Raw genomic sequence first — 23,971 nt, forward strand, 5'->3', positions numbered from 1 at the left:
GAATAATAGTAAAAGTTTCGCTCTTTCTTCTGCTAGAATTTAGAAAATGAAAACGCCCTGCATTAAAAGGAGGGTGATGTGAGAAAGTAAAGTTTCCTAAAGATGCCGAAAGAAAAAGAAAATTCAAGATGATTAAAAAATTCATTATAATTCATTATTCAGAAAGCAAGAAATGAGAGAATCACAATAGAACAAATTGTATATGGAGACAAAGTGAAATGGATGTTGAAATTCAAAGAGTTTTTGATCTTCTTAATAACGAAAGATTCAGAGCAGGATTATCACTCCTTAGACTTAACTCACAATTGATAGCGGCTGCTCAAGCCCATTCCAACGATATGGCTAGGCATAACTATCTAAACCACACTGGTTCTGATGGTTCATCAATGGTAGATCGGATGACGCGATATGGCTATAATTATCGGTGGGCTGGAGAGAATATTGCATATGGTCAAACCTCTGCTCAAGAGGTAATGCAATCTTGGATGAATAGTGCAGGTCATCGTAAAAATATTCTCAATCCTAAGTTTCGTGATGTTGGGATTGCATATGCTTACGGAAATACATTCTATTGGACACAAAACTTTGGTGCATAGCTATTTTTGAGAATCTTGGTAAGAAATCCGCGCCAGGGAATTCGTCAACTGTATCTGGGGCATAGGGCATAGGGTATTGGATATTTTCCCCAGTCCCCAGTCCCCAGTTCTCAATTTAAACGTCTTCGGCAAAAATGAAGCGATATAACTCGCTAGGATCTGGTTCAGGACTACTTTCAGCAAATTTAACTGCTTCGTCAATCACAGCTTGAATTTTCTTTTCCACATCTTTGAGTTCTGCTTCTGTGGCTAAATCATGCTCTAGCAAATAAGCAGCTAACTTTTTAATGGGGTCACGAGCAAACCAAAATTCTTTTTCTTCCTTGCTGCGGAGTTCGTCTGGGTCAGCCAGAGAGTGACCACGGAAGCGATAGGTCATGGCTTCAATTAAAGTTGGACCTTCTCCAGCACGAGCGCGGGCTACGGCTTCTTGAGCCACTTGTCGCACTGCTAAAACATCCATTCCGTCTACTTCCACACCCACCATGTTAAACACACTGGCTTTTTTGTAAATCTCTGGTTGGGAAGTGGCGCGTTCGTGAGCCATACCAATCGCCCACTTATTATTTTCTACCACAAACAGAATTGGCAGTTTCCATAAAGCCGCCATATTCAATGTTTCAAAAAATTGACCGTTGTTAGCAGCACCATCACCAAAGAAGCAAGCGGTTACTTGGTCTGCATTTTTATCTCCCAGAACTTCCCGACGATATTTAGATTGGAAAGCCGCACCAGCAGCCACGGGAATACCTTCGGCTACGAAAGCATAACCACCTAATAATCGGTGTTCAGCAGAAAACATATGCATAGAACCACCGCGCCCTTTACTGCAACCTGTGGCTTTACCAAATAATTCCGCCATAACTTCTCGTGCGGGCACTCCAGCACTTAAAGCGTGAACGTGGTCACGGTAGGTACTGGAAACGAAATCTTCACCAGGACGCATTGCTCCTTTGATGATGCCACTACAAACTGCCTCTTGTCCATTGTATAGGTGGACAAAACCAAACATTTTTCCTCTATAATACATTTCGGCACATTTATCTTCAAATAAACGCCCTAATGTCATATCTTCGTATAAGCCCAATCCTTCTTCCTTGGTGATTTGGACTGTGGCGTTATTAAATGTGGGTAATACGCGCTCTTGAATCATGCTTGTGAAGTATTCCTATTGTAAAACAAACAAGTTAAGTTTGTCTTTGATTACGTTAGCGATAAATTAGCCAGCGTTGACAAAATTAAATTAATTAATTAATCAAAACCTATTTTATAGGGTAACAATCAGGATAACTGGCTTTCTGCATAGCGATTAACAATTAACGTGATTTTATAACCTAAGTTACTACTTAAAAAACACCTGTCAACTATCACCTGTCCCCGTGGCGTAGCACCTGTCCCCTGTCCCCGTGGCGTAGCAACTGTCAACTTGAATTATTTCCCCGTGAGTTTGACTAGTCCAATACCACCAAAGTATAGCCCTAAAACTGCACCTGCTAAAAGACTTTGGGTTAAAGGATCTGTAGAAGGTGTTAAAATCGCTCCTAAAACCACTGATACCATAATTACATAACGCCAGCCTTTTAACATGATTTGTGAAGAAACAATTCCCAAGGAAGCCAGCAATAATTGAATAACTGGAACTTGGAACGCTAGTCCTGTAGTGAATAATAATAACAGCACAAATTCAAAATACTTGTCAATTGACCAAAGTTGCTCCACAACATCAGCACCATAGTTAATGAAGAATTGCAAAGCAGCAGGTATGAGAGCAATATACGCAAATATCAATCCCCCTAGAAATAGCAGGCTTGACCCTAGCACTACAGGAATGACTAAACGACGTTCCCGCACTGTCAGTCCAGGCAGCACAAATTGGATGATTTGATAGAGAATAAAGGGTGTAGTTAAGATTAAACCACCATAAGCGGCAACTTTCATGGAGACAAAGAAAAATTCTCCCGGTGCTAATTGCAGAAATTTAACGCCGTGAGCAGGAACTTCTAGTAATTGTACCAGGGGTTTGACTCCGATAAAACAACCAACAATACCGACTACCACAACTATCAGGGAATAGAAAATTCTTTGTCTCAACTCCTCTAAGTGGTCAAAAATTGACATTTCTACTTCCCCCGGTAACTCATCTAAGGGGTTAATAGCTGGTTCTCTCGATCCTTCTGGGTTGAGGTCCGGGGAATTTATAGTATCTACGTCTTGTGAAGAGGTCATGAGTAAGAAATCAAAGGAAACATTTGTGAGGCAATATTCGTTAACTATTTTGACACTCTTATTATAAATAGGCTCAAAAACTCTTGAAGTTGTCGTTAACTCAGGAAAATTATTCTACTGATTTTATTAATTTTTGGTATTATTTGCATATTTATTTTTATTTTCCCATTTTTAACTTTATCAAATTAAAGTATTAATTATGGCAAATGCTGTTGAGCAGATTGCTAAATTAATACTACCGAATTAATCAGTATTAATTGCAGATAAAATCTCATGCCCTAATTAATTAAATGGCTGTATAGCTTATTTTAGATAGGTATTTAGTGCTTATATACATACAAACCATCAAGACAAGAGAAATCAAAGAGTATATTTTTTACAGTATTTTATATGTTGACGCATAATATTCATATTTGTTTATTGTAAAAAAAACTTTTTTTTATCCGGGTTTTACTCATCAGAATGACAGGTGGTGTCATGACCATTACAGTGTAAACCGGATTTTTATGCTTCTTAATTTAGAAAGATTTTATCAAGCTTGTAATCCTTCTCGGCCTTTGATGATTGAGAATTTAGACGACCGGAGCTATTATTATATTGATTTTGCTTCAGTGCGTGGGGGTAAGATCATTGAGGCTTTGCTGCGGACTATTACTAGAATTTCTCCCAATACACCAACTTGTCAACTATTTACCGGACATTTGGGTTGTGGGAAATCAACGGAACTGTTAAGGCTCAAAGCAGAGTTAGAAGCGCAAGATTTTCATGTTGTCTATTTTGAGTCCACCCATGTTTTAGAGATGGTGGATATAGATGTTACAGATGTTCTTTTAGCGATCGCTGGTTTGGTCAGTAAAAGCATGGAAGCAATAAAACTCCGTGTCCAACCTACGTACTTTACTAAATTGTTTAGTGAGGTGGTGGATTTTTTGCAAACACCGATAGAATTAGGAGTAGAAGCCGAATTATCCGTAGGTATTGGTAAAATTACCGCCAAAACCAAAGAAAGTCCACACTTACGCAGACGGTTAAGAGACTATCTAGAACCACGGACAGAAAATATCCTCCAATCAATTAACACAGAACTACTAGATCGAGCCAATTTAGAACTAAAAGCTAGGGGTAAAAAAGGATTAGTAGTCATTGTTGATAACTTAGATAGAGTGGCCATCCGTCCATTACCTTCTGGGCGATCGCTACCGGAATACTTATTTATTGATCGAGGAGACCAATTACGAAAACTGAATTGCCATATAGTTTATACTATACCTTTAGCACTAACATTTTCCAACGATAGCGCCCAACTACAATATCGTTTAGGAGGGGGACTAGCACCAAAAATATTACCACGGTCTGCTCTACTAGTTTTATATTTATTAACCGACGAAAATCACAAAAGACCCTTTAAAACCCATGCAGAATTAAAAGCAGAATTGTCAGAATTAGAAGACCCCAGTAATTTGGATCTAATTTTGAGTATTTTGGTTAATTCAGGATTGGTTGTTATCTTTCATAATTCTCCCAAGCAATATCAATTAATTCACGATTACTTAGTACACCTAATTCGTCATTTATAACAACAGGAATCTGGTCAAGACAACACAATTAAACTGTGGAATCGTAACGGTGAGTTACTGAAAACTTTACTAGGTCATAGTTCTGTAGTCAATAGTGCTAGTTTCAGCCCTGATGGTCAAATTATCGCCTCTGCAAGTACAGATAAAACAATAAAATTATAATCCGAATCTGAATAGAGGTGATGCTGATGGTGATCAAAGTTATCATAATTGGTGTGAGAATAATTAGATCAAAGCAATAATAATTATTAACAATAATAACAACTCAAAACTGAGAAATGACTATGGAAATTACTTTTTTACCAGATGATGTTACTGTTAATGCTCAAGTGGGAGAACCTTTATTAGATGTAGCAGAACGGGCTGAGGTGTCAATTCCCACGGGTTGTCTGATGGGTACTTGTCATGCTTGTACGGTAGAATTGGATGATGGGGAAATTGTCCGGGCTTGTATTACCGCAGTTCCACCCAGAAGAGAGAAATTAACCATACATCTTTTTAGTGATCCAAGTTGGTGATTATTAGAAATTTAGTAAAAATTATAGCGTATTAACATTAGGCTGAGGTACGCTTTTGGCGGTCAGGATGCCTGCACTACAAGATTTTTATTATATGTGTAACTCATAATATCGCCAACTCCTGTAAATATGCGTCCCTAGAAACCGTTGTAGGGACAATTCATGAATTGTCCTTACAACCTTGACGAGAGGTATTTAATTATGCAATTCTGATTTTATAAATTTTGTCAACTACCCTGAGATAGTTGGATAAATAAAAATTAGTGTTTAACTATGATAATGTCATTAAACCGAACAGAAAGTGATGTTTAAACTCTATTATAGAATATGCGGCAATCTACCCCTGACAATTACAAAAATTACCAAAATCACCAAGATTTGATCCGACAACTGATAACTTTATTAGCTGTTGTTGGTTCTTTTTTAGTGAATATAGCATTAAACATTTTTCCACCCTATGGACTTTCCTTAGATGCGGTTTATGAAAAATTTTACAAAGGTGTACTGATTATCCCTGCTAACTATGCTTTTGGGATATGGGGACTAATTTATTTAGGATTATTCACTTTAGCAATTTATCAATTTCTCCCCTACAAAAGAAAAGATGAAGACTTACGAAAGACAGGATATTTATTAGTTATTACTTGTATTTTTCAAAGTATTTGGTTGTATTTATTTCTATCTAGATTTTTTATCTTGTCTGTGGTGGCCATGTTCGGTACTTTAGCACCACTAATGGTTATTTATCATCTTTTGCGTATTGGCAGAAAACGAATATCTGGGAGAAAAAAGTTATTTTTACATATTCCTGTGAGTATTTATCTGAGTTGGACTAGTGTTGCAACTATGGTGAATGTGGCTTGTGTACTATATTTTTATGGTTGGAATGGTTGGGGACTTAATCATCAAGTATGGGCTGTGATCATGCTTGTGGTAGCTGCAACAATTGCGACTTTAATCATAATTACGTGCGATGATATTATTTATGTTTATGTGACATTCTGGACATTAATAGCGATCGCCGTTAGACATAGTAACATTGATTTAGTGCGGAATTTAGGCATATTTTTGCCGATTATTTGCCTTGTGGTGGCACTAATTAAACGTTCCCGTGATTAAATAAAAATGATCTTAAACGCAGATAGAGGCCAAAATCAAAAATTACCCTGATCAAATTCTGACTCTTTGCGCCTTTGCGCCTTTACGTGAGGTAAATTCATAGTTTTATTCACCAAAGACCAGAATAAAGCACTTATAACCAAAATAAAAGGAGTTAACCAATCACCGCAGCGTACATATAAAGTTTGAGTTTGACGAGGATAAATAGTTTCTGCGTGGGTTTCGTAGGTATTGTATCCTGATTTCCATAAAGTTTGACCATGAGGATTAATAAATGCGGAATAGCCGGTATTTGTTGCCCTTACAGCCCATCTATCAGTTTCAATTGCTCGCATGATATCCTGGGCATGGTGTTGATTTGCCATTGCTGGCGTATAATGAGCATCATTAGCAGAACTGAGGATAAATTTCCCACCCCTAGAAGCTTGATAACGGAAATTTTCCGCAAAAGCTGATTCATAACAAATACCAATAATCACCTTACCAAAAGGAGTATCAAAAATTTGATTAACTTGACCCGGAACTTGATGTGCTTCTAGTGGTGATAAACGTTGAATAATTCCTCCTAAAATATTTTCAAAAGGAATATATTCTCCCAATGGTACAAGTTTAGATTTATCGTAACGGCTGGTAATTTCTCCATTACCAAGGACAGTAAATAAACTATTTGTATAGCTAGTTCCTCTTTCCCCAAAAGCGCCTATCCAAGCTATAACACCCCGTTCTCGAATAGCAGCTAACAGAGGAGTTTGAGGTAAATTACGGGCAAAAATAGGTATAGAAGCTTCTGGAGTAAGAACAGCTTGGACACCTTGATTAGTTAAATTTAAATATCCTTGAGTGTAAGCTGTCATAGCCTGACGCAAACCTTGAGGAAGAACCTTAATTTTATTAGGAATATTACCTTGAATAATACCAATTTTTAAAGCTGTATTTGGGGTAAAATTCAGGGGGTTGTTATAGAGAATAAAGCCCATAAAATGGGAGGTAATTAATAGTGTGGTGGCTAGGATTAAGTAAGAATTAACGAACCACAGAGGCACAGAGGACACAGAGGTTTTTGGATGAGGTGTTCTTTCTGCTTTTGCGCTTTTGCGCCTTTGCGTGAGATATTCAGCAACAAAGCCATTAAAAGCGACAATTACCGCAGTGACAGTATTGGGTCCTGAAAGTTGTCCTAAATGGAGAATTACGAGATTGTATGCTGATTGAGTGTAAGCTAGAGAACTCCACCATAGGGGTCCGGTACTCCAGAGGCTTTCTAAGCTACACCAAATGGTTGTGCCAATGAGGACACGCAAATAAGGGTTTCCCCTGTCTAGACGCACCATTAAAGCCGCCCAAATAGAGACGAAAATTCCCCCCCAGAGGCTGATAAATGCCCAACAAAACAGGGTAATAGTTAAGCTCGGTAGCCAAGGGACACCCAGCCAGTCCATGGGATGAATACCTGTAATCCATGACAATGCGACACCGTGATAACCGATGCCCCAGATGAAGCCAAGAACAGGGGGAGATGGATAATTTTTATCTGCCTTTGGTGTAAATTTAACTACTAGCATCCACAAGGGGGTTAGGGATACCCAGGCTAAGAACCATGCACCAATAGGGGCGACGGTTGTTCCCATGAATATGCCACTGAGAAGAGACAAGGTATAATATGTGATATTATTAGTAAATTTTAACGGTCTAAGTTTGATCATTTGCTGTAAATGAAATTGTCATTTTTAAAATATTGGCTGAGTAACTTTTCATTTATGGGCGGACAATTAATATTAGCACCAAATAATCCCTTAACTGTATTTTGATAATCGAATTTTGGTTCGGGGATTTTTTGCTGTGAAGTTGGTGGAAAAAATGCAGACATGATTTCTAATTTTTTATCTGCTGATTTTTGCATCAGATTAATTAATTGGGAGTACCATTCATCATAACTAATCTGTGGTAATTGATAACCTAGTTTACGAATTAAATTAAATAAGTGATTCATAGATATAATCTGCGGGTTTAGCAAGTGAAAAGCTTTTCCTAAAGACTCTTTTTGAAAAGATAAATATACAATTGCTTGACTGACATAATCAACTGGTGTTAAATTATCTTCCCAGTCAATGTTAGGTGTTGCTCCCAATTGCATACAAGTTGTAATGATTCTGGAAAATAAATCTTCAGTATTGCAAATACCAATTTGGCTATGACCGATAATTCTAGCTGCTCTATATATTGTAACAGGTAAACCCCGTTCTCTTGCCTGCATTACTAACTTTTCTGCTACCCATTTACTTTGAGAATATCCACTTAATAATCCTTGATAATAGTCTAAAGGATCTGATTCTAGTAAGACTTCATTTTCAGGATAATTTTCTGGACAGAAGACGGAAGTAGTAGAAACAAAATGTACAGGTTTAATTTTAATTTGACTTGCTAAACGTAAAATCTCTTGAGTACCCAGTACATTAGTAGGTTTTAAAACTGAATAGGGATAAATCAAATTTACAGAAGCACCATTATGATAAATAATATCAATTTGACTAGCTAAATCTTGAAATTCTTTTTCAGACAATCCCAGGAGCTTTTTCTCTAAATTTCCAATGATAGGTATAATTCTTTGACTATGCTGTTCATTCCATAGCTGATAAAATGATAGCTTATTTTTCAACTTATTCCTAGCTTCAAAAACATTCTCAGCGCGGACTAAACAATGAATATTAGCTGAGGTTTTTTCTAAAAGTTCATGTAATAGATGAACACCTAAAAAACCAGTTGCACCAGTTAAGAGAATATGTTGTAACTGATTAGTAAATTGTTGAGGTAGATTTTGTGGTTTAATGCTACTATCTAAAATAGCATCACCATAAAAATCGTCAGTATGAGTGATATTATCTACGGTTTGTAATAACTGATTAATAACTTTTGTTAAACCTGCTATTGTTGGTTCTGTAAATAAATATTGTAATGGTAAATCTATTTCTAGGGTTTGTCTAATTCTAGATATAATTTGGATGGTTGCTAAAGAATGTCCACCTAAGTTAAAAAAGTTTTCCTCGACGCTAACTTTTTCTAACCCTAAAACTTGACACCAAATTTCTGCTAATTTCTGCTCAAGGGGATGACGAGGTAATATATAATCAGTTTCATGATTTAATTCTAAGACTAATGCAGATAAAGCCCGACGATTGATTTTTCCTGTAGGAGTTAAGGGTAATTCTGCTAATCTGACAAAGAACGCGGGAAGCATATAATCTGGTAAGTTATGCTTCAAGAAAGAACGTAAATCCTGCTGAATATTGCTATGGTCTTCGGTGACAACATAAGCGACTAATTCCTTATTTCCCGGTTGAATTTCTCTGACAATTACTGCTGATGATTTAACTAAAGGATGTTGTGCTAAAACTGCTTCAATTTCTCCTAATTCAATTCTAAAACCACGAATTTTAACTTGATAATCAATGCGACCTAAAAATTCAATATTTCCATCTGGTAAATATCTAGTTAAATCTCCAGTTTTGTATAATCTTGATGATTTGGAACTGGGAATGGGATTGGATATAAATTTCTCGTTGGTTAACTGTTTGCGGTTTAAATATCCTCTAGCTAAACCAGCGCCACCAATATGTAATTCTCCAGGTATACCGATAGGAACAGGTTGTAAATTTTGATCAAGAATATATATTTCTGTGTTAGCAATAGGACGACCAATAGGTACAGAATGGGTGGTATTTAATTGATAATTTACTGGAAGTTGATAAACTGTACTGGTGATAGTAGTTTCAGTTAGTCCATAAGCATTTATCCACTGAATGTTTTGTCCTTTTTCTGCTACTAATTTTTGCCATAAAGCTAATTTTTCCGGTAAAACTTGATCGCTACCTGTGATAACTAAACGTAAACTATCAGGAATTTGACTTACTTTTCTATCTATTTCCAATACCCATTCTTGCCAATAAGGTGCAGGTAAATTGACGACTGTTAAACTTTCTTGTCCTAAAAATTCGCTAAACTCTATTAAATTTGTAAACATTTCCTGAGGACGCATGATCAAAGTTGCACCACTTAACCAGGCGGGAAAAATTTCTTCTGCGGCAACATCAAATATAAATCTGGTAAATTGTAAAACCCGATCATGACTATTAATTTGATATTTGTCAATGATACTAGTAGCATGATTAACTATATTTTGATGGGTAATCATTACTCCTTTGGGTTTACCAGTTGAACCAGAAGTATAAATTACATAAGCTAAATTTTCTGGTTTGATTGCACTAATTGGTGTTTCTATATTTTGCTGAGAAATGATTGTTAAATCTGTATCTAATAAGATAATTTTCCCTTGATATGGGCTGAGTGAAGTTTCCCCTGTTTGTAAGGGGGAACTAGGGGAGGTTAATAATTTTTCTTGGGTTAAAATGATAGAAACTTGAGAATCATCTAAGATATCTGCTAATCTTGCTTGAGGATATTTAGGATCTAAAGGTAGATATGCACCACCAGCTTTAAGAGTTGCTAAAATGGCTATTAATATATCTAAAGAACGTTCTAAATACAATCCTACTAATACTTCTGATGTCACACCACAATTTTGTAAATAATTAGCTAATTGGTTAGCTTTTTGGTTTAATTGAGTATAGGTTAATTGTTGATTACCAAATTTAACTGCTATAGCATCTGGTGTTTTTATAACTTGTTGGGCAAATAATTCATGAATACAAAAAGATTCAGGATAATCTTGCTGTGTATTGTTCCAATTTTCCAAAATTTGCTGTTGTTCAAATGCTGAAATTATAGGTAATTGTTTAATAGGTATTTCTGGGTTATTAACGATTCCATTTAACAAGGTTTGGAAATTTTCTGTAATTCGGGTGATAGTTTCCTGGGTAAATAAATCACTGCTATACTCCCAAACTCCAATTAATTGTGTACCCCCATCTTCTATAATTAAAGATAAATCAAATTTTGAAGTTGAATGTTCTCCTAGAAAAGGTTGTAAAGTCAGTCCTGGTAGTTGTAATTTGTCTGTGAGTGAATGCTGAAGATCAAATAATATTTGAAATACAGGATTATAACTCAAGTTGCGTTGTGGATTTAATGCTTCTACTACTTGATTATAAGGGATATCCTGATAATTATGAGCGTTCGTAGCTACTTGACGAACTTGGTTGAGAACTTCCCTAAAGTTGGGATTTTCAGTGAGTTTAGTTCTCAAAACTACAGTATTAACAAAATAGCCAATTAATGATTGTATTTCCTGACGATTTCTACCGGCCATAGGAGAACCAATTAAAATATCATCTTGACCACTGTAGCGATAGAGTAGAATTACAAAAGCCGCTAACATGGTCATAAATAATGTAGCGTCTGACTGTTGGGTTAATGTTCTAATTTTTTGGCTTAAATTGCTATTAATTGAAAATTCGTAAATACCTCCGCGAAAAGATTGAATTGGGGGACGAGGTTTATCTGTTGGTAGTTCTAATAATGGTGGTATGTCTGCTAATTGTTGTTGCCAGTAATTTAGTTGTTTTTTTCTAATTTCTGAAGTAAATTTTTGTTTTTGCCAAATTGCATAGTCAGCATATTGAATTTGTAAATCTGGTAATGGTGATTCATTTCCTGCGAGATAAGCTGCATAAAGTGTAGATAATTCTTGTAATAAAATTCCTGTTGACCAACCATCAGAGATGATATGGTGCATATTTAAAAGCAACACATAGGAATTTTTATTGAGTTGATAAAGTGTAGATTGGAATAAATCATCTTCACTTAAATTTAAAATTTTATCAATTTCTTGATTAATTAGTTGTTGGACATTTTGTAATTGTTGTTTAGCGGGAATTTGATCTAAGTTAATCACTTGCAAGCTAATATTAATTTCTGGTCTAATTACCTGTAAATTCCTACCTTCTATTTGTTGGAAATTGGTACGCAAAATCTCATGTCGTCTAACAATTTCTGTAATTGCTTGTTCTAAAACTGATATATTTAAACTACCACTAATTTGTAATGCAAGAGGCATATTATAGGTGGCATTATCCTGAATTTGGGATAAAAACCAGAGTTGTTCTTGACTAAAAGATAGAGGTGCTGGTTCAGAGTTGGGACGAGGGAGAATAATTTCTGTTTGGAGATTAATACCTTTTTTATTGAGGAGGAGTTTGAGTAAATCGCGTTTCTGGTTAGTTAAAGAATTTTCTGTGCTAGTCATGAGATGTTGTAGTTAAAAGTGAATTGAGTTGTTAGTTTTAAAAATCAAGATCAAGATCAAGAGGGATAAATCCCTCGCTAATAGGTTAGTGGGAAGATGCAGAAGTAACTGCTTCAGGAAAGGTTGTTACTGTTTGATTTGTATCTAAAATTATATCTATATCTGGTAATTCTTCTTCTACTGATCTTAACCGGGGAGAAAGATAAGCCAAGCAGGTAGAGATCATGGTGAGAATTCCTAATAGGATTAATAGAAGGCTCATTCCCCGACCAGGACCAACACCAATAATTTGTCCAATGGTATTAGTTAAGAAATTGTCACCAGACATTAAAGGTTCAAAAACTTTTTCTGCTAAAGGACCAACAATGATGTAACCTAAAGGGTAAAGAGAAAATTCTATAGCATCTTTCATGGCAAATACTCGACCCTGAACATTGATATTTACTTTTCTTTGAAATATTGCTTGCATAGGACTGGAAGCAAAGGTGGAAATGACAAAATATAGGCAAATCGAGACGGTAAACAGAATCAAAGAGGGAGTTAGTCCAGAGATAAATACAAGTATGCCACCAATAAAAGTAGACAGACAAATAATATCTGTATTGCGCTCGAAATTTCCGCAAATACTAACTAATAAACCCCCGATAAGCATACCAGAACCAAAAATAGAAAGGATAGTTCCTAATATATTAACAGAAGCATAAGTTAATACTAAAGGGGTGGTAATGACGTGAATTCCACCAACGGTAAATATGGATATAGCCGATAAAAACATTAATCCTAATAAACCAGGTCTTTCTGTTAAATATTTCCAACCATAAGTTATATCTTCTAAAAATGAAATTGGTACAACTGATTCGGTAGAGGGTTTAATTTCTGGAAATCGCAAAAACATTAAAGGAATAATAGCAAAAAATAAGGTAATAAAATCAATAACTATAATGCCTTGTAAGTGAATCCATCCTAATAATAAACCCCCTAAAGGTGGTGCAATAATGCGGGCTGCACCATGTAAAGAACTCATCATGCCATTAGCACGATTCAGGTGTTTTTGTGGTACTATCATGCTATTGGTAGTCATGTAAGCAGGATGTAGAAAGGCTAAACAAGCAGAACTGAAAGTATTAGCTAAATAAATATGCCATACTTCTAATTTACCAGAGATAAATAAAGCAGCGATCGCTAATGTTCCCAAACTTCCGCACATATCACTAATAATCATTGTCCAGCGCTTATCCCAGCGGTCTATAAATGTACCAGCTATAGGTGAAATTAACAAAAACGGTAATGTATTAAATAAGGTGATTAAGGCAAATTGTGTGACTGAACCCGTACGTTCATATACCCAAACATCCAACGCAAAAGCGGTAATACTAGAACCTATAAAGGTGATGACTTGTCCTAACCAGATAATTAAAAACAGCCGCATTTCGCGGATTGTGGTTATTGCTGTGGTAAACATGGTGTATAAGTAATAAATTGGCAATATTTTTATATTACAATAACAGGTGAATTTTTTATTACTGTGTCGAAGTTATAAACAAACTTCTTCGTATTCTTCTGATCTATTAATAGTTTCAGCAGACGTTACTACCCAATGCAGTATATCAAGTTTATGGGCTAAAGTGGCTACAGTAGGAGACGCAAATAAACTTTGCAGAGATAACTCAATAGCGAAAGTATCACGCAACCGAGAAATTACCTGGCCAGCTAAAAGAGAATTACCTCCTAATTCAAAAAAGTTGTCCTCCACACTCAAAAGAGAGATGTTTAAAACTTGTTGCCAAATTTGAGTAATTTTCTGTTCTACTTCGTTGCGGGGTGCTATATAATCACTTGTTTCCTGACGGATATACTGCCGTATTAATTTGTCTTTGTCAATTGCACCATTTGTAGTCAGGGGCATTTCTAAAAGTTGTACTAATTTACAATTGCAACTAGTACCAAAACTGTCATTTATTTGCCAGTTCTGTAATTTTATATCTGTTGAATTAGTAGTAAAATAAGCGGTTAATGTTTGTAAATTCTCAGATGTCATTAACCAACGACGAATATTAAGACTATTACCATCTAAACCGACAAATAACTGTGTTTGATTATGGTGCAAACTGGCAAACATAGAAGCTATGGCTTGAGAACAAGACATAGCAGAAAACCCCTTGGTATTCATGAGATTTTGAATCTCATAACCCTGACTCATACCTGTATCATTCCACATACTCCAAGCAAAACAATAGCTATTTAATGTACTGTGAAATTGTTGATATTGGGAAAAACGATCAATAAAACTATTGGCCGCAGCATAACCACCTACAGCAGTGCTACCAAAAAAGCCATGTAAAGAAGAAAAATTGATAAAAAAGCTGTGGCTATGATTTTTAATCAATTGGTGTAATGTCCAAGTTCCTAACATCTTAGGAGTTAACATAGCTAATAATTTTTCTGGGCTTTCTTCTAATAATAATTGCTCATAAAATATCCCAGCTAAATGAATAATACCATCCAATTTTTGACCCCAATTTGCTTCAGATTTGGCCACTATTGACTGCAACTGCTTTAAATCGCAAATATCAGCAGCTTCATAGGTAATTTCTCCCCCAAGCTGCTCTAGTTCCTGATAAGCTTGTAGACGTTGGGAAATAGGATCTATTTTTTGTAAATGCAAATCCCAGGTACTTTTTTCTGGTAAGGCAGTTCTACCAATTAATAATAGTCGAGCTTGGTAATTCTTCAACAAATATTTAGCAATTTCTACTCCTATACCTCCCAGTCCTCCACTCAATAAATAAGTTCCACCTCGCTGAAAAGGAATTGGCTGTTTAGGTTCATTGAGCAATTCTACTTTTTGCAAGCGAGTCACAAAACGTCCCCCATTTCTATAGCCAACTTCCCGTTCTTTGCTAGATATTTGTAGTTCTTGAAGAAGATAATCACCATTTTTTTCAACATTTTTTTCAACTTCCTCAAAATTTAAATCAACGTGACGACAATTTAACCAGGGTAGTTCTTGAGGAATGGTTTTTAGCAGTCCCAAAACTGGAGACTTTTCATAAGCTATTAAGTCAGTTGATAAGATAGACTGAACGTAACTAGAAACAAATAGTAACTTAATTTGATGGTCAACTTGATGTTGAGAACTCTGAACTTTAGCTAAGGCTTGAACTAGGAATAACAAACTATATATGCCTGGTGTTTGCGCTTGTTTAATAGCATCTAAACTCGTAACTTCCCCACTATATTTTTCATAAGTCCATAGGTGGATAATTTGCCCAAGCATGATCTTATTATCTGCTAAAGAGTTGAATAATAACTGATAATGTTCTGCTTTTTCGGGATCTATTTCATAGGATAAATTATTGATTTTTAGGAAATCTTCACCAGATGAAACAGTTATGTATGGCAGATTATATTCAGATAATCTATGAGAGATATATTCTCCTAATCCAGAATTATCAGTAAAGACTAAAGTAGAATTGGTTATGTTCAGAGTATCATGGTTAATTATCGGGCATTTTTGTTGCCAAACTTGCCGATAAAACCAATCGGGAATAGTATGATAATTACCAAACAAGATATCAACTTGTTTAATAATTTTTTGAAATTCACCACTATGAAAACGCTGACTTAGTTGAGAGCGTTGAATCTTCCCAATGGCAGTTTTAGGAATAATTTCTTTAGCGACTGGAATCAGATAATCTGGATTAATTCCCACTTGTTTAACTATCTGGGTACGAATCTCTTTCAGAAGATTAAATAAGGCATCATCAACTTTTTCCGTATGAAAGAATATTGCTAATCTATCGGTATTGTTATCATTTAATCGTACAGCACAAGCAGCCGTATAAGAAATTTCTACTCCTTTAACTTCCTCTACAGCAGTTTCGATTTCGTGGCAATAATAATTGACACCATTAATAATAATAGTTTCCTTAGCTCTGCCGGTAATTACTAAATGTCCATGACTAATAAATCCTAAATCACCAGTATCAAACCAACCAGATTCTAATAATGCTTCTTGATTTGCTGGGGAATTTTTATAATACCCCTTAAAAACTGCATCACCTCGTACTTGCAATTTACCAATAGTTTCTTCTAATAACAATGAGTTTTCCCGGTCTACTATTCTGATAGAAACACCAGGAATTACAGTCCCAAGATCAGTAAAAGTTGTACCCTGATGATTACCAATTTCTAATCGTTTTAGTTGTCCTTTTAACGAGGATTTATCTATGGTGTGAAAAGTTAAAGGATGTTCTATTGTGGGCTGATAATAGGTAATTCCTGAACCCATTTCTGCCATACCAAAAGCGGGACGGAGTGCTGTTTTTGGTAATTTATATTTAGTGTGCAGATGCTCAATAAACTCCATTGTTGCTTTATCAGATACGGCTTCTCCTGCGGTGAGGAAAAATTTAATACATTCTAAATTCCAATTTTGTCTTTGTTCTTGTTTGAGGGCATGATTAATCAGACCATAGGCAAAATTAGGAGACCAACTATGAGTAATACGGAATTTATCAATTAAGTCTAACCAATTGAGAGGACGACTTAAAATATATTCTGTTTGCACATAAACCAGTTGACATCCTATATCAATGCAGCGAATATGCCAATCAGAAATACTACCAATATGGTCAAAAGGTAGCCAATTAAGAATGACATCTGAGGAGCTAAAATTACAAAGTATATTCACTCCCCTAGCACGAGATATGAGATTTTTATGGGTTAGACCTATACATTTTGGCATTCCTGTACTACCTGATGTTAGGTTAAAAAAGGCTATATCATCAGGTTGACTAGCATGATAATTTAAGTCGGGGGTATTAATTCGTAATTCTTCGATTACACAAATCTTTAACTCTGGATTTAATTCTGGATTTGGCAACCATTGACTGAGAGAATTGAGATTTTTTTGTAAATATTCATTGGTCAGAATAAATGGATTATCTAATAATTGCCAAACATGACAAATTTTATCTACAGCTTGGTTTTTTTCTTCATAGCTTTGGAGAGGGGGAATGATTACGGGAACAAAACCTCCTAGTAAGCATCCCCAAAAAGCTGGGATAATATCAAAGTTTTGGGACAATTGAAAAATTATTTTATCTTGGGGTTTAAGTCCTAAGTTTCTCAACCCAGTTAAAATCCTTTGGGCTTGTTGCCATAAGTCTTGATAAGATTGTATTTTTTGTGAGCCATCAGATTGAATATAAATAATATTATTACTAATATTAGTATTTGATTTTTGAGCGGTTTTTTCTAGTAATTCTCCTAATGTTTGGGGAGCGTCTTGAGGATAGTTTAGAGGTTCTCCATGACTAATAGCTAGTTTTTTTGGTTCTAGCAATTGTTGATGTTCTCTGTTATTGCTGGATAAGGTTTTTTGTCCGTGAGTTTGATGATCTTCAGAGTTAATAACTGAAATTTCTGGTAATAAATCTGTTAAATGCAGGGCAGGAATTTTGTTAATTTGTGGTTCAACTATGACGGCAACACGATCAATTTCTCCCATTGACTCCAGTTGTTTTTCTACATTAGCAATTAAGCGAGAATCAATCACAGCTAATTTCATTAGAGCAACTTCATCTATCTGCCCTGTAGCTGTTAAGGGAATACTAGAAACAGGAACGTAGATTTTTGGTAATATTGGGAATAAAGATGTCGGTAAATTATTTTGTAGTTGGGATTTAATTTGTTCTGGGGATAGGCGTACACTAGAAACGATGTAAGCAATTAATTGAAATTGACCATTTTCGCCTTTTTTGGTGACTACAGCACAGTCTTCAATAAGGATATTTCTTAATAAAGCTGATTCAATAACTGAGATATATTTGCTGATTTCTAGATTATTAATTGGCTGATTCATAGAGTTAATATTATTGATGTTAAACATTGCTAAAAATCTCCTGACAACTGATTTGATTACTAGTACAACACAGCGTAAGTTAGGCAATAATTAAAAATACTGAAAAATAAAAAGCCTTACACTAAAACCTTTTCAACCCTGTCACCTGTCACCTGTCAACTGTCAACTGTCACCTGCTATAGGCATTTAAATGGCACTGTAACCACCATCTACCATTAAAATTGCACCTGTGACATAAGTAGCAGCGTCGGAAGCGAGAAAAATCACCGGACCAACTAATTCTGTTGGTTCACCTCTTCGCTGCATGGGAATTTTTATTTTTAAATGTGCTTGATCTTGCTCTGGAGGTAAACGAAATTTTTCCGTGCCTTCCATAATATTATTGATATATCCGGGGGCAAAAGCATTAACACGAATCCTATCATTTGCCCATTCTACTGCAAGCGATCGCACTAACTGATTTACACCTCCTTTGGACGCAGTATAAGCAGCACAACCAGAGATACCAATTACACCAGCTATGGAAGAATTCATAATAATTGATCCACCTGTACCTTGTGCCATCATTTGTTTAGCTGCTAATTGAGAACAATTAAAATACCCCTTTAAATCAACATTGATAATTGCATCCCATTCCTCTTCTGCTAAGGAAATGAAAGGTTTGATAATATCAATTCCCGCATTGCAAACTAAAATATCCAAACGGTTGTAATAATTAACAGTTTGCTGAATTAAATTTTGGCAATCTTGACGTTTAGTAACATCAGTTGTTAAGGCTATAGCGTCCCCTCCTGCTGCTTGAATAATTTTCGCTGTTGCTTCGGCTTCTATTTGTTTAATATCAGCAATTACTACTTTGACACCCACAGCAGCTAATCCTTGAGCAATTACTTTACCAATTCCTCTAGCAGCACCCGTAATAATAGCAACTTTACCCGTTAAATCAAAAAGATTATGTTCCATTTGTTTTCTTAATTAATAAATTATTCTTGCTTGTTCATGCCAATGTAGATAATAAATCATCAAGTTCATCTTGACTCAAATCTACATCAGGAAAGTCCGAAGGAGTATAACCACCATTTTCTAAAGAAGTACAATGTGTAATTAATGTTTTTAACTTCGATATATAATCATTAGCGAGATGAGTAATAGTTTCTCTCTGATGAAGATTTTGACTGTAGACAAAATAAATTTCTAGTTTCCCTTCTACCACCTTGCCTACTACATCTAATATATGACCACGCGCTGCTTTAGGGCTAAAAATTCGCCCTGGACTTTCTGAAGCAAATCCTAATAGAATTGGTTCTGATTGAATTTGGTCAAATTGTCCGAGATAATTAAAAGATATCTCAGATTGGGGCAGTTTTTCCAATTGTTGACAAATATCAATATTTTGGCACAGATAACGGAGGATACCATAACCAATACCACGATTAGGAATTTTTCGCAATTGTTCTTTAATAGTTTTTAAATTTTCCCCAAGATCAGAAGTTTTCCCTAACTGCAAAAATACAGGATAAATAGTAGTAAACCAACCCACAGTGCGAGATAAAACTACATCATTAAATAGTTCTTCCCGTCCATGACCTTCTAAGTCAATCAGTAGGGAATCAGCACCAGTCCATTGAGAAAAGGTTTGCACTAAAGCAGTTAATAAAATATCATTAATTTGTGTATTATAAGCAGAAGGTACATCTTGAAGTAAAATCCGAGTTTCCTCTGTTGTTAAAGCCACATAAATCTCTTCAGAACTCTCTTCCGTATTCAAGGCTTTTTGGGCGGCTTTCACGACAGAAAAATCTAAAGGTAAAGGTTGAATATGGGCTGGAACTTGAGATAACCAGTAATTTAATTCCTGTGTGATTGCTGGGGAATTGCCATAGTTTTGTTGACGAATTGCCCAATCTTGAAATGATGTAGTTTTGGCAGGTAATTCGATAGATTTTCCTTGTTCTAGTTGACAATAGGCTGTTACTAAATCATCTAATAATATTCTCCATGATACACCATCAACTACCAGATGTTGAATAATTAAAAGTAAACGACTAGATTTTTCTTGACCTAAATTAAATAACACCACTCGCAACATTGGACCTGTTGCTAAATTTAATGTTCCTTGTAATTCATTAGCTTTAAATTCAATCGCTGCTGACTGTTCTGTACTTGGTATATCAGAAAAATCAATTACTTCAAAAGGCACTAATTGATCATGTTGATCATGATCACTGTTGATATTACTATTTATTTGTTGCCATTGGGAATCAACTTTAATAAAGCGCGTCCGTAGGGCATCATGATGAATAATTAACTTTCCAATGGCCTGTACTAATAATTCTGGCTGAATCTCTGCTGGTACTTGCAACATCATTGCCTGATTAAAATAGTGAGGTTCACACCAATTTTCTGCAAAAAACCATTTTTGAATCGGTGTTAGGGGAACTTCTCCTATTACTAAACCTTGTGCGGCTACAACAGCATTAGTATGACTGGCCACGGTAGCTAATTGGGCAATAGTTTGATATTGAAATAGCTGTTTTGTAGTAATTTGGATACCTTTTTGATTGGCACGGGCAATAATTTGGATACTCAGAATTGAGTCTCCACCTAACTCAAAGAAATTATCATCAATGCCGATTTTTTCTAACCTTAAAACCTCCTGCCAAATATTAGTTAAAACTGCTTCCGTAGGAGTGCGGGGGGCAATAAATGTTTCTAATTCGTTAACTGTTGATGGAATTGGTAATTGTTTACGATCTATTTTACCATTAGGTGTTTTAGGTAAAGCATCTAGAAATACAAAAACAGCAGGGATCATGTAATCTGGTAACTTTTGTTTGAGAAAATTCTGTAAATTAGAGCGATTTAGTGAAGGTTCATTAGTAACTATATAAGCAACTAATTGTTTAATATTTGGGTTATCTTCTCGAACTACAACTGTTGCTGCTGTAATTTGTGAATGAGCAGTAAGAACTGTTTCAATTTCTCCTAACTCAATTCTAAAACCACGAATTTTTACTTGATCATCTACCCGTCCCAAAAATTCTATATAACCATCAGGTAAATAGCGGACTAAATCACCAGTTTTATATAAACGAACGGATGGAGAATCATCAAAGAAATGGGAAATAAATTTTGCCGATGTTAATTCTGGATTATGCAAATATCCTCTAGCTAAACCAGCACCACTAATATGTAATTCTCCAGGTATACCAATAGGAAAAGGTTGTAATTTAGCATCTAAAATATATGTTTTGGCGTTAGGAATTACTCGACCTATAGACTGTTGTTCGCGCTCATCTTCCACTTGAGATACATTACAGAAAGTTGTAACTACTGTGGCTTCTGTGGGTCCATAGGTATTGATTAAAATTGGCAACCTTGACCAAGAAGATAATTTTTCTTGTAAATAGTTTTGCCAAAGTTTTAATTTATCTGGTAGTAATCTTTCCCCACCAATATTGATCAATCTGATGGTTTCAGGCAAAATTATATCTGTAGCTACTAATTCTGATATTAATTGTTGCCAGTAAGCTGTAGGTAAAAATAAACCCGTGATTTGCCATTGACAGCATTTTTGCAAAAATATGGAAAAGGAATTTAACATTTCTGCGGTGCGTAATACTAAGGTTGCACCGGAAGCTAATGCAGAAAATATTTCTTCTAAAGCAGCATCAAAATTAATGGATGCAAACTGGAGTATTTTATCATTATCGGTAATTTCATATTCTTGAATTGCTGCCTGAACGAAATTCACTAAAGACCTATGTTCAACTACTACTCCTTTGGGTTTACCAGTTGAACCGGAAGTATAAATTACATAAGCTAAATTCTCAGGTTTTACCTCACTAACTGGGTTGTCTTGACTTTGAACAGAGACCGTATTTTCTAAATGGTCTAAATAAATAATTTTAGTGCTACTATCAACTGTTAAAGATGTCAGGTACTCCTTAGTTAGTATTACCTTAACTTGAGAATGATCGATCATGTAGGATAAACGTTCAAGGGGGTAATGAGGATCAAGGGGAAGATATGCAGATCCAGCTTTAATAATTGCCAGTAAACTAATAATTAGTTCAGATGATCTTTCTAAACAAATCCCTACTAAATCCTCTGGTTTGACACCCAAATTTTGTAAATAATGTGCCAGTTGATTAGCTTGAGAATTTAACTGTTGATAGGTAAGTTGTTTATTTTCATAAACCAGTGCAATGTTGTCAGGATAAAGTTTAACTTGTTCTTCAAATAATTGATGAATACATTTATCTTTGGGGTAATCTTTGTCTGTTTGATTAAAAGTAATTAATATTTGCTCTTTTTCTGCTGCTGTCAACAAGGGTAATTTGTTAATATATTCATCGGGATTATTCACAATAGCTGATAATAAAGTCTGTAAATGATCTGTCATTCTGATCATTGTATCTGCTGTAAATAAATCCGTACTATATTCCCATTGACCAATAATTTCTGTCTTGGTTTCAAACAGAGCTAAACCTAAATCAAAGGCAGATATTCCCCGTTGCACCATGTGAGGAGTGATGATTAAATCAGGTAACTCTATGGTATCTAAAGATAGGTTTTCCCAGGCAAACATGACCTGAAAAATTGGGTTATAACTGAGAGAACGTTCTGGATTTAATACTTCTACAACCTGCTCAAAGGATACATCTTGATGATCATTAGCGGTTAAACTTGTTTGTCGTATTTGTGCTACTAATTCAGAAAACTGGCAGTTATTTTCAATTTGATTACGGATAACTATTGTATTTACAAAAAAACCAATTAATGTTTCTACTGCTACTTGTTTGCGGTTAGCAACTGGACAACCCACACTAATATCATTCTGACCAGTATAACGATAAAGTAAAACTACAAAAGCTGTCAGGAAAGTATGAAAGGAAGTTACCCCTAATTTTTGGCTTAAATTCCTTAATTGTTGAGTCAAATCACCATCAATTTTAAATTCATGAGTTGCACCAGCAAAACTTTGAATAGCTGGACGGGGTTTATCTGTTGGTAATTCTAATAACGGTGGTTTATCAGCTAATTGTTGTTGCCAATATTTTAGTTGTTTTTGTAATATTTCTCCTGTAATATTTTCCTGTTGCCATACCACAAAGTCGCCATATTGTATATTTAATTCTGGCAAAGATATGGGAGAACCACTAGCAAAACTCTGATAGAGATGACATAATTCTTTAATGAAAATACCCATTGACCAACCATCAACAATGATGTGGTGGATAATAATTAGGAGAATGTACTCATCTGCACCTATACGCAATAGTTTAAATCGCCATAAATTACCGTTTTCTAAGTTAAAAGATTGACGAACTTCGCAGGTAATGTAAGATGATATTTCTGTTTCTAAATAAGTTTGTAAATCTATAATTGGCAAGTGAAAAGTAAAATGAGAATTGATTTTTTGATAGGGATTACCGTCAATAGCAGGAAAAGCAGTTCTTAAACTTTCATGACGACGAATAATTTCTTGAATACTTTGTTCTAAAACCGTGATCTTTAGCTGACCTTTAATTCTCAATTGTAAAGATTCATTATAAGCAGTATTATCTTGATCTAATTGATGTATAAACCACATTGAGCTTTGGTTATAAGACAGTGGTAACATACCCGTTCTATCTACAGACACTATGGGTACAAAAACATCTTGAGTGGAGGTTTTAACCTCTTTAAAAAAAGCAATAATTTCCGGTTTGCGTTGCACTATTTCCGCTTTTAAAGATGGTGTCATTACTCCTTTAGGAGCTTTAATTTTCAGTTCTTCTCCTTCTAGGGAAATTGTGATATCTAAACTTCTTAACTGCGATAGGAAATTAATTGTATTCATGGTATTTTCTTTTAGTATCTTTTAT

General features: G+C 35.2%; 13 protein-coding genes and 1 pseudogene. 5 read left to right on the plus strand and 9 right to left on the minus strand.

The window, feature by feature from the left end:
• Window positions 1-218 precede the first annotated feature (218 nt).
• Window positions 219-596, plus strand: a complete 378-nt coding sequence (locus ACIR310F_RS0109540; protein WP_028083642.1) for a CAP domain-containing protein — start codon at window positions 219-221, stop codon at window positions 594-596.
• Window positions 597-711: 115 nt separating this feature from the next.
• Here the strand turns inward: ACIR310F_RS0109540 and pdhA are convergent, their stop codons facing one another.
• From pdhA to tatC, 3 genes are all read right to left on the minus strand, one after another.
• The gene (pdhA, locus tag ACIR310F_RS0109545) at window positions 712-1,749 is read right to left on the minus strand and encodes a pyruvate dehydrogenase (acetyl-transferring) E1 component subunit alpha (protein WP_028083643.1); all 1,038 of its coding nucleotides are present in this window, start codon (window positions 1,747-1,749) and stop codon (window positions 712-714) included.
• A gap of 128 nt (window positions 1,750-1,877) precedes the next feature.
• Complete coding sequence (locus tag ACIR310F_RS25465; RefSeq protein WP_155963730.1) at window positions 1,878-2,021, minus strand: hypothetical protein; 144 nt, start codon at window positions 2,019-2,021, stop codon at window positions 1,878-1,880.
• 6 nt (window positions 2,022-2,027) lie between these two features.
• On the minus strand, window positions 2,028-2,822 hold the full coding sequence (gene tatC, locus ACIR310F_RS0109550) for a twin-arginine translocase subunit TatC (protein ID WP_028083644.1): 795 nt from the start codon (window positions 2,820-2,822) through the stop codon (window positions 2,028-2,030).
• 506 nt (window positions 2,823-3,328) lie between these two features.
• On the opposite strand from tatC, the pseudogene ACIR310F_RS21990 reads away from it, so the two are divergent.
• The 4 genes and pseudogenes from ACIR310F_RS21990 to ACIR310F_RS0109565 form a co-directional block, all read left to right on the plus strand.
• Window positions 3,329-4,171, plus strand: a pseudogene (locus ACIR310F_RS21990) (P-loop NTPase fold protein); the annotation flags it as partial.
• Between the two features lie 285 nt (window positions 4,172-4,456).
• Window positions 4,457-4,561, plus strand: coding sequence for a WD40 repeat domain-containing protein (locus ACIR310F_RS24245; protein ID WP_071604813.1), 105 nt, complete (start codon window positions 4,457-4,459; stop codon window positions 4,559-4,561).
• A 116-nt stretch (window positions 4,562-4,677) separates the two neighbouring features.
• The gene (locus ACIR310F_RS0109560) at window positions 4,678-4,917 is read left to right on the plus strand and encodes a 2Fe-2S iron-sulfur cluster-binding protein (RefSeq protein ID WP_028083645.1); all 240 of its coding nucleotides are present in this window, start codon (window positions 4,678-4,680) and stop codon (window positions 4,915-4,917) included.
• A gap of 327 nt (window positions 4,918-5,244) precedes the next feature.
• Window positions 5,245-6,036 carry a hypothetical protein gene (locus ACIR310F_RS0109565; RefSeq protein ID WP_028083646.1) on the plus strand — a complete coding sequence of 264 codons (792 nt, stop codon included), beginning with the start codon at window positions 5,245-5,247 and terminating at the stop codon, window positions 6,034-6,036.
• Between the two features lie 35 nt (window positions 6,037-6,071).
• Here ACIR310F_RS0109565 and lnt read toward each other — a convergent pair whose 3' ends face one another.
• The 6 genes from lnt to ACIR310F_RS0109595 form a co-directional block, all read right to left on the minus strand.
• Window positions 6,072-7,739 carry an apolipoprotein N-acyltransferase gene (gene lnt, locus ACIR310F_RS21995; RefSeq protein ID WP_081677571.1) on the minus strand — a complete coding sequence of 556 codons (1,668 nt, stop codon included), beginning with the start codon at window positions 7,737-7,739 and terminating at the stop codon, window positions 6,072-6,074.
• The gene (locus tag ACIR310F_RS0109575; RefSeq protein ID WP_028083647.1) at window positions 7,736-12,235 is read right to left on the minus strand and encodes a non-ribosomal peptide synthetase family protein; all 4,500 of its coding nucleotides are present in this window, start codon (window positions 12,233-12,235) and stop codon (window positions 7,736-7,738) included. The genes lnt and ACIR310F_RS0109575 overlap by 4 nt, the downstream gene beginning before the upstream one ends.
• A gap of 85 nt (window positions 12,236-12,320) precedes the next feature.
• Window positions 12,321-13,697 (minus strand): MFS transporter, encoded by a 1,377-nt coding sequence (locus ACIR310F_RS22000; RefSeq protein ID WP_051289538.1) that lies wholly within the window; start codon window positions 13,695-13,697, stop codon window positions 12,321-12,323.
• Between the two features lie 72 nt (window positions 13,698-13,769).
• Entirely contained in the window at window positions 13,770-18,128 is a 4,359-nt protein-coding gene (locus ACIR310F_RS0109585; protein ID WP_196803190.1) for an SDR family NAD(P)-dependent oxidoreductase, read from the minus strand.
• A gap of 159 nt (window positions 18,129-18,287) precedes the next feature.
• Entirely contained in the window at window positions 18,288-19,064 is a 777-nt protein-coding gene (locus ACIR310F_RS0109590) for an SDR family NAD(P)-dependent oxidoreductase (protein WP_028083649.1), read from the minus strand.
• 34 nt (window positions 19,065-19,098) lie between these two features.
• On the minus strand, window positions 19,099-23,946 hold the full coding sequence (locus tag ACIR310F_RS0109595; RefSeq protein WP_028083650.1) for a non-ribosomal peptide synthetase: 4,848 nt from the start codon (window positions 23,944-23,946) through the stop codon (window positions 19,099-19,101).
• Between the last annotated feature and the right edge of the window lie 25 nt (window positions 23,947-23,971).

Origin of the sequence: Dolichospermum circinale AWQC310F (assembly GCF_000426925.1) — a bacterium.
In the GTDB taxonomy this organism is placed as follows: Bacteria; Cyanobacteriota; Cyanobacteriia; order Cyanobacteriales; family Nostocaceae; genus Dolichospermum; species Dolichospermum circinale.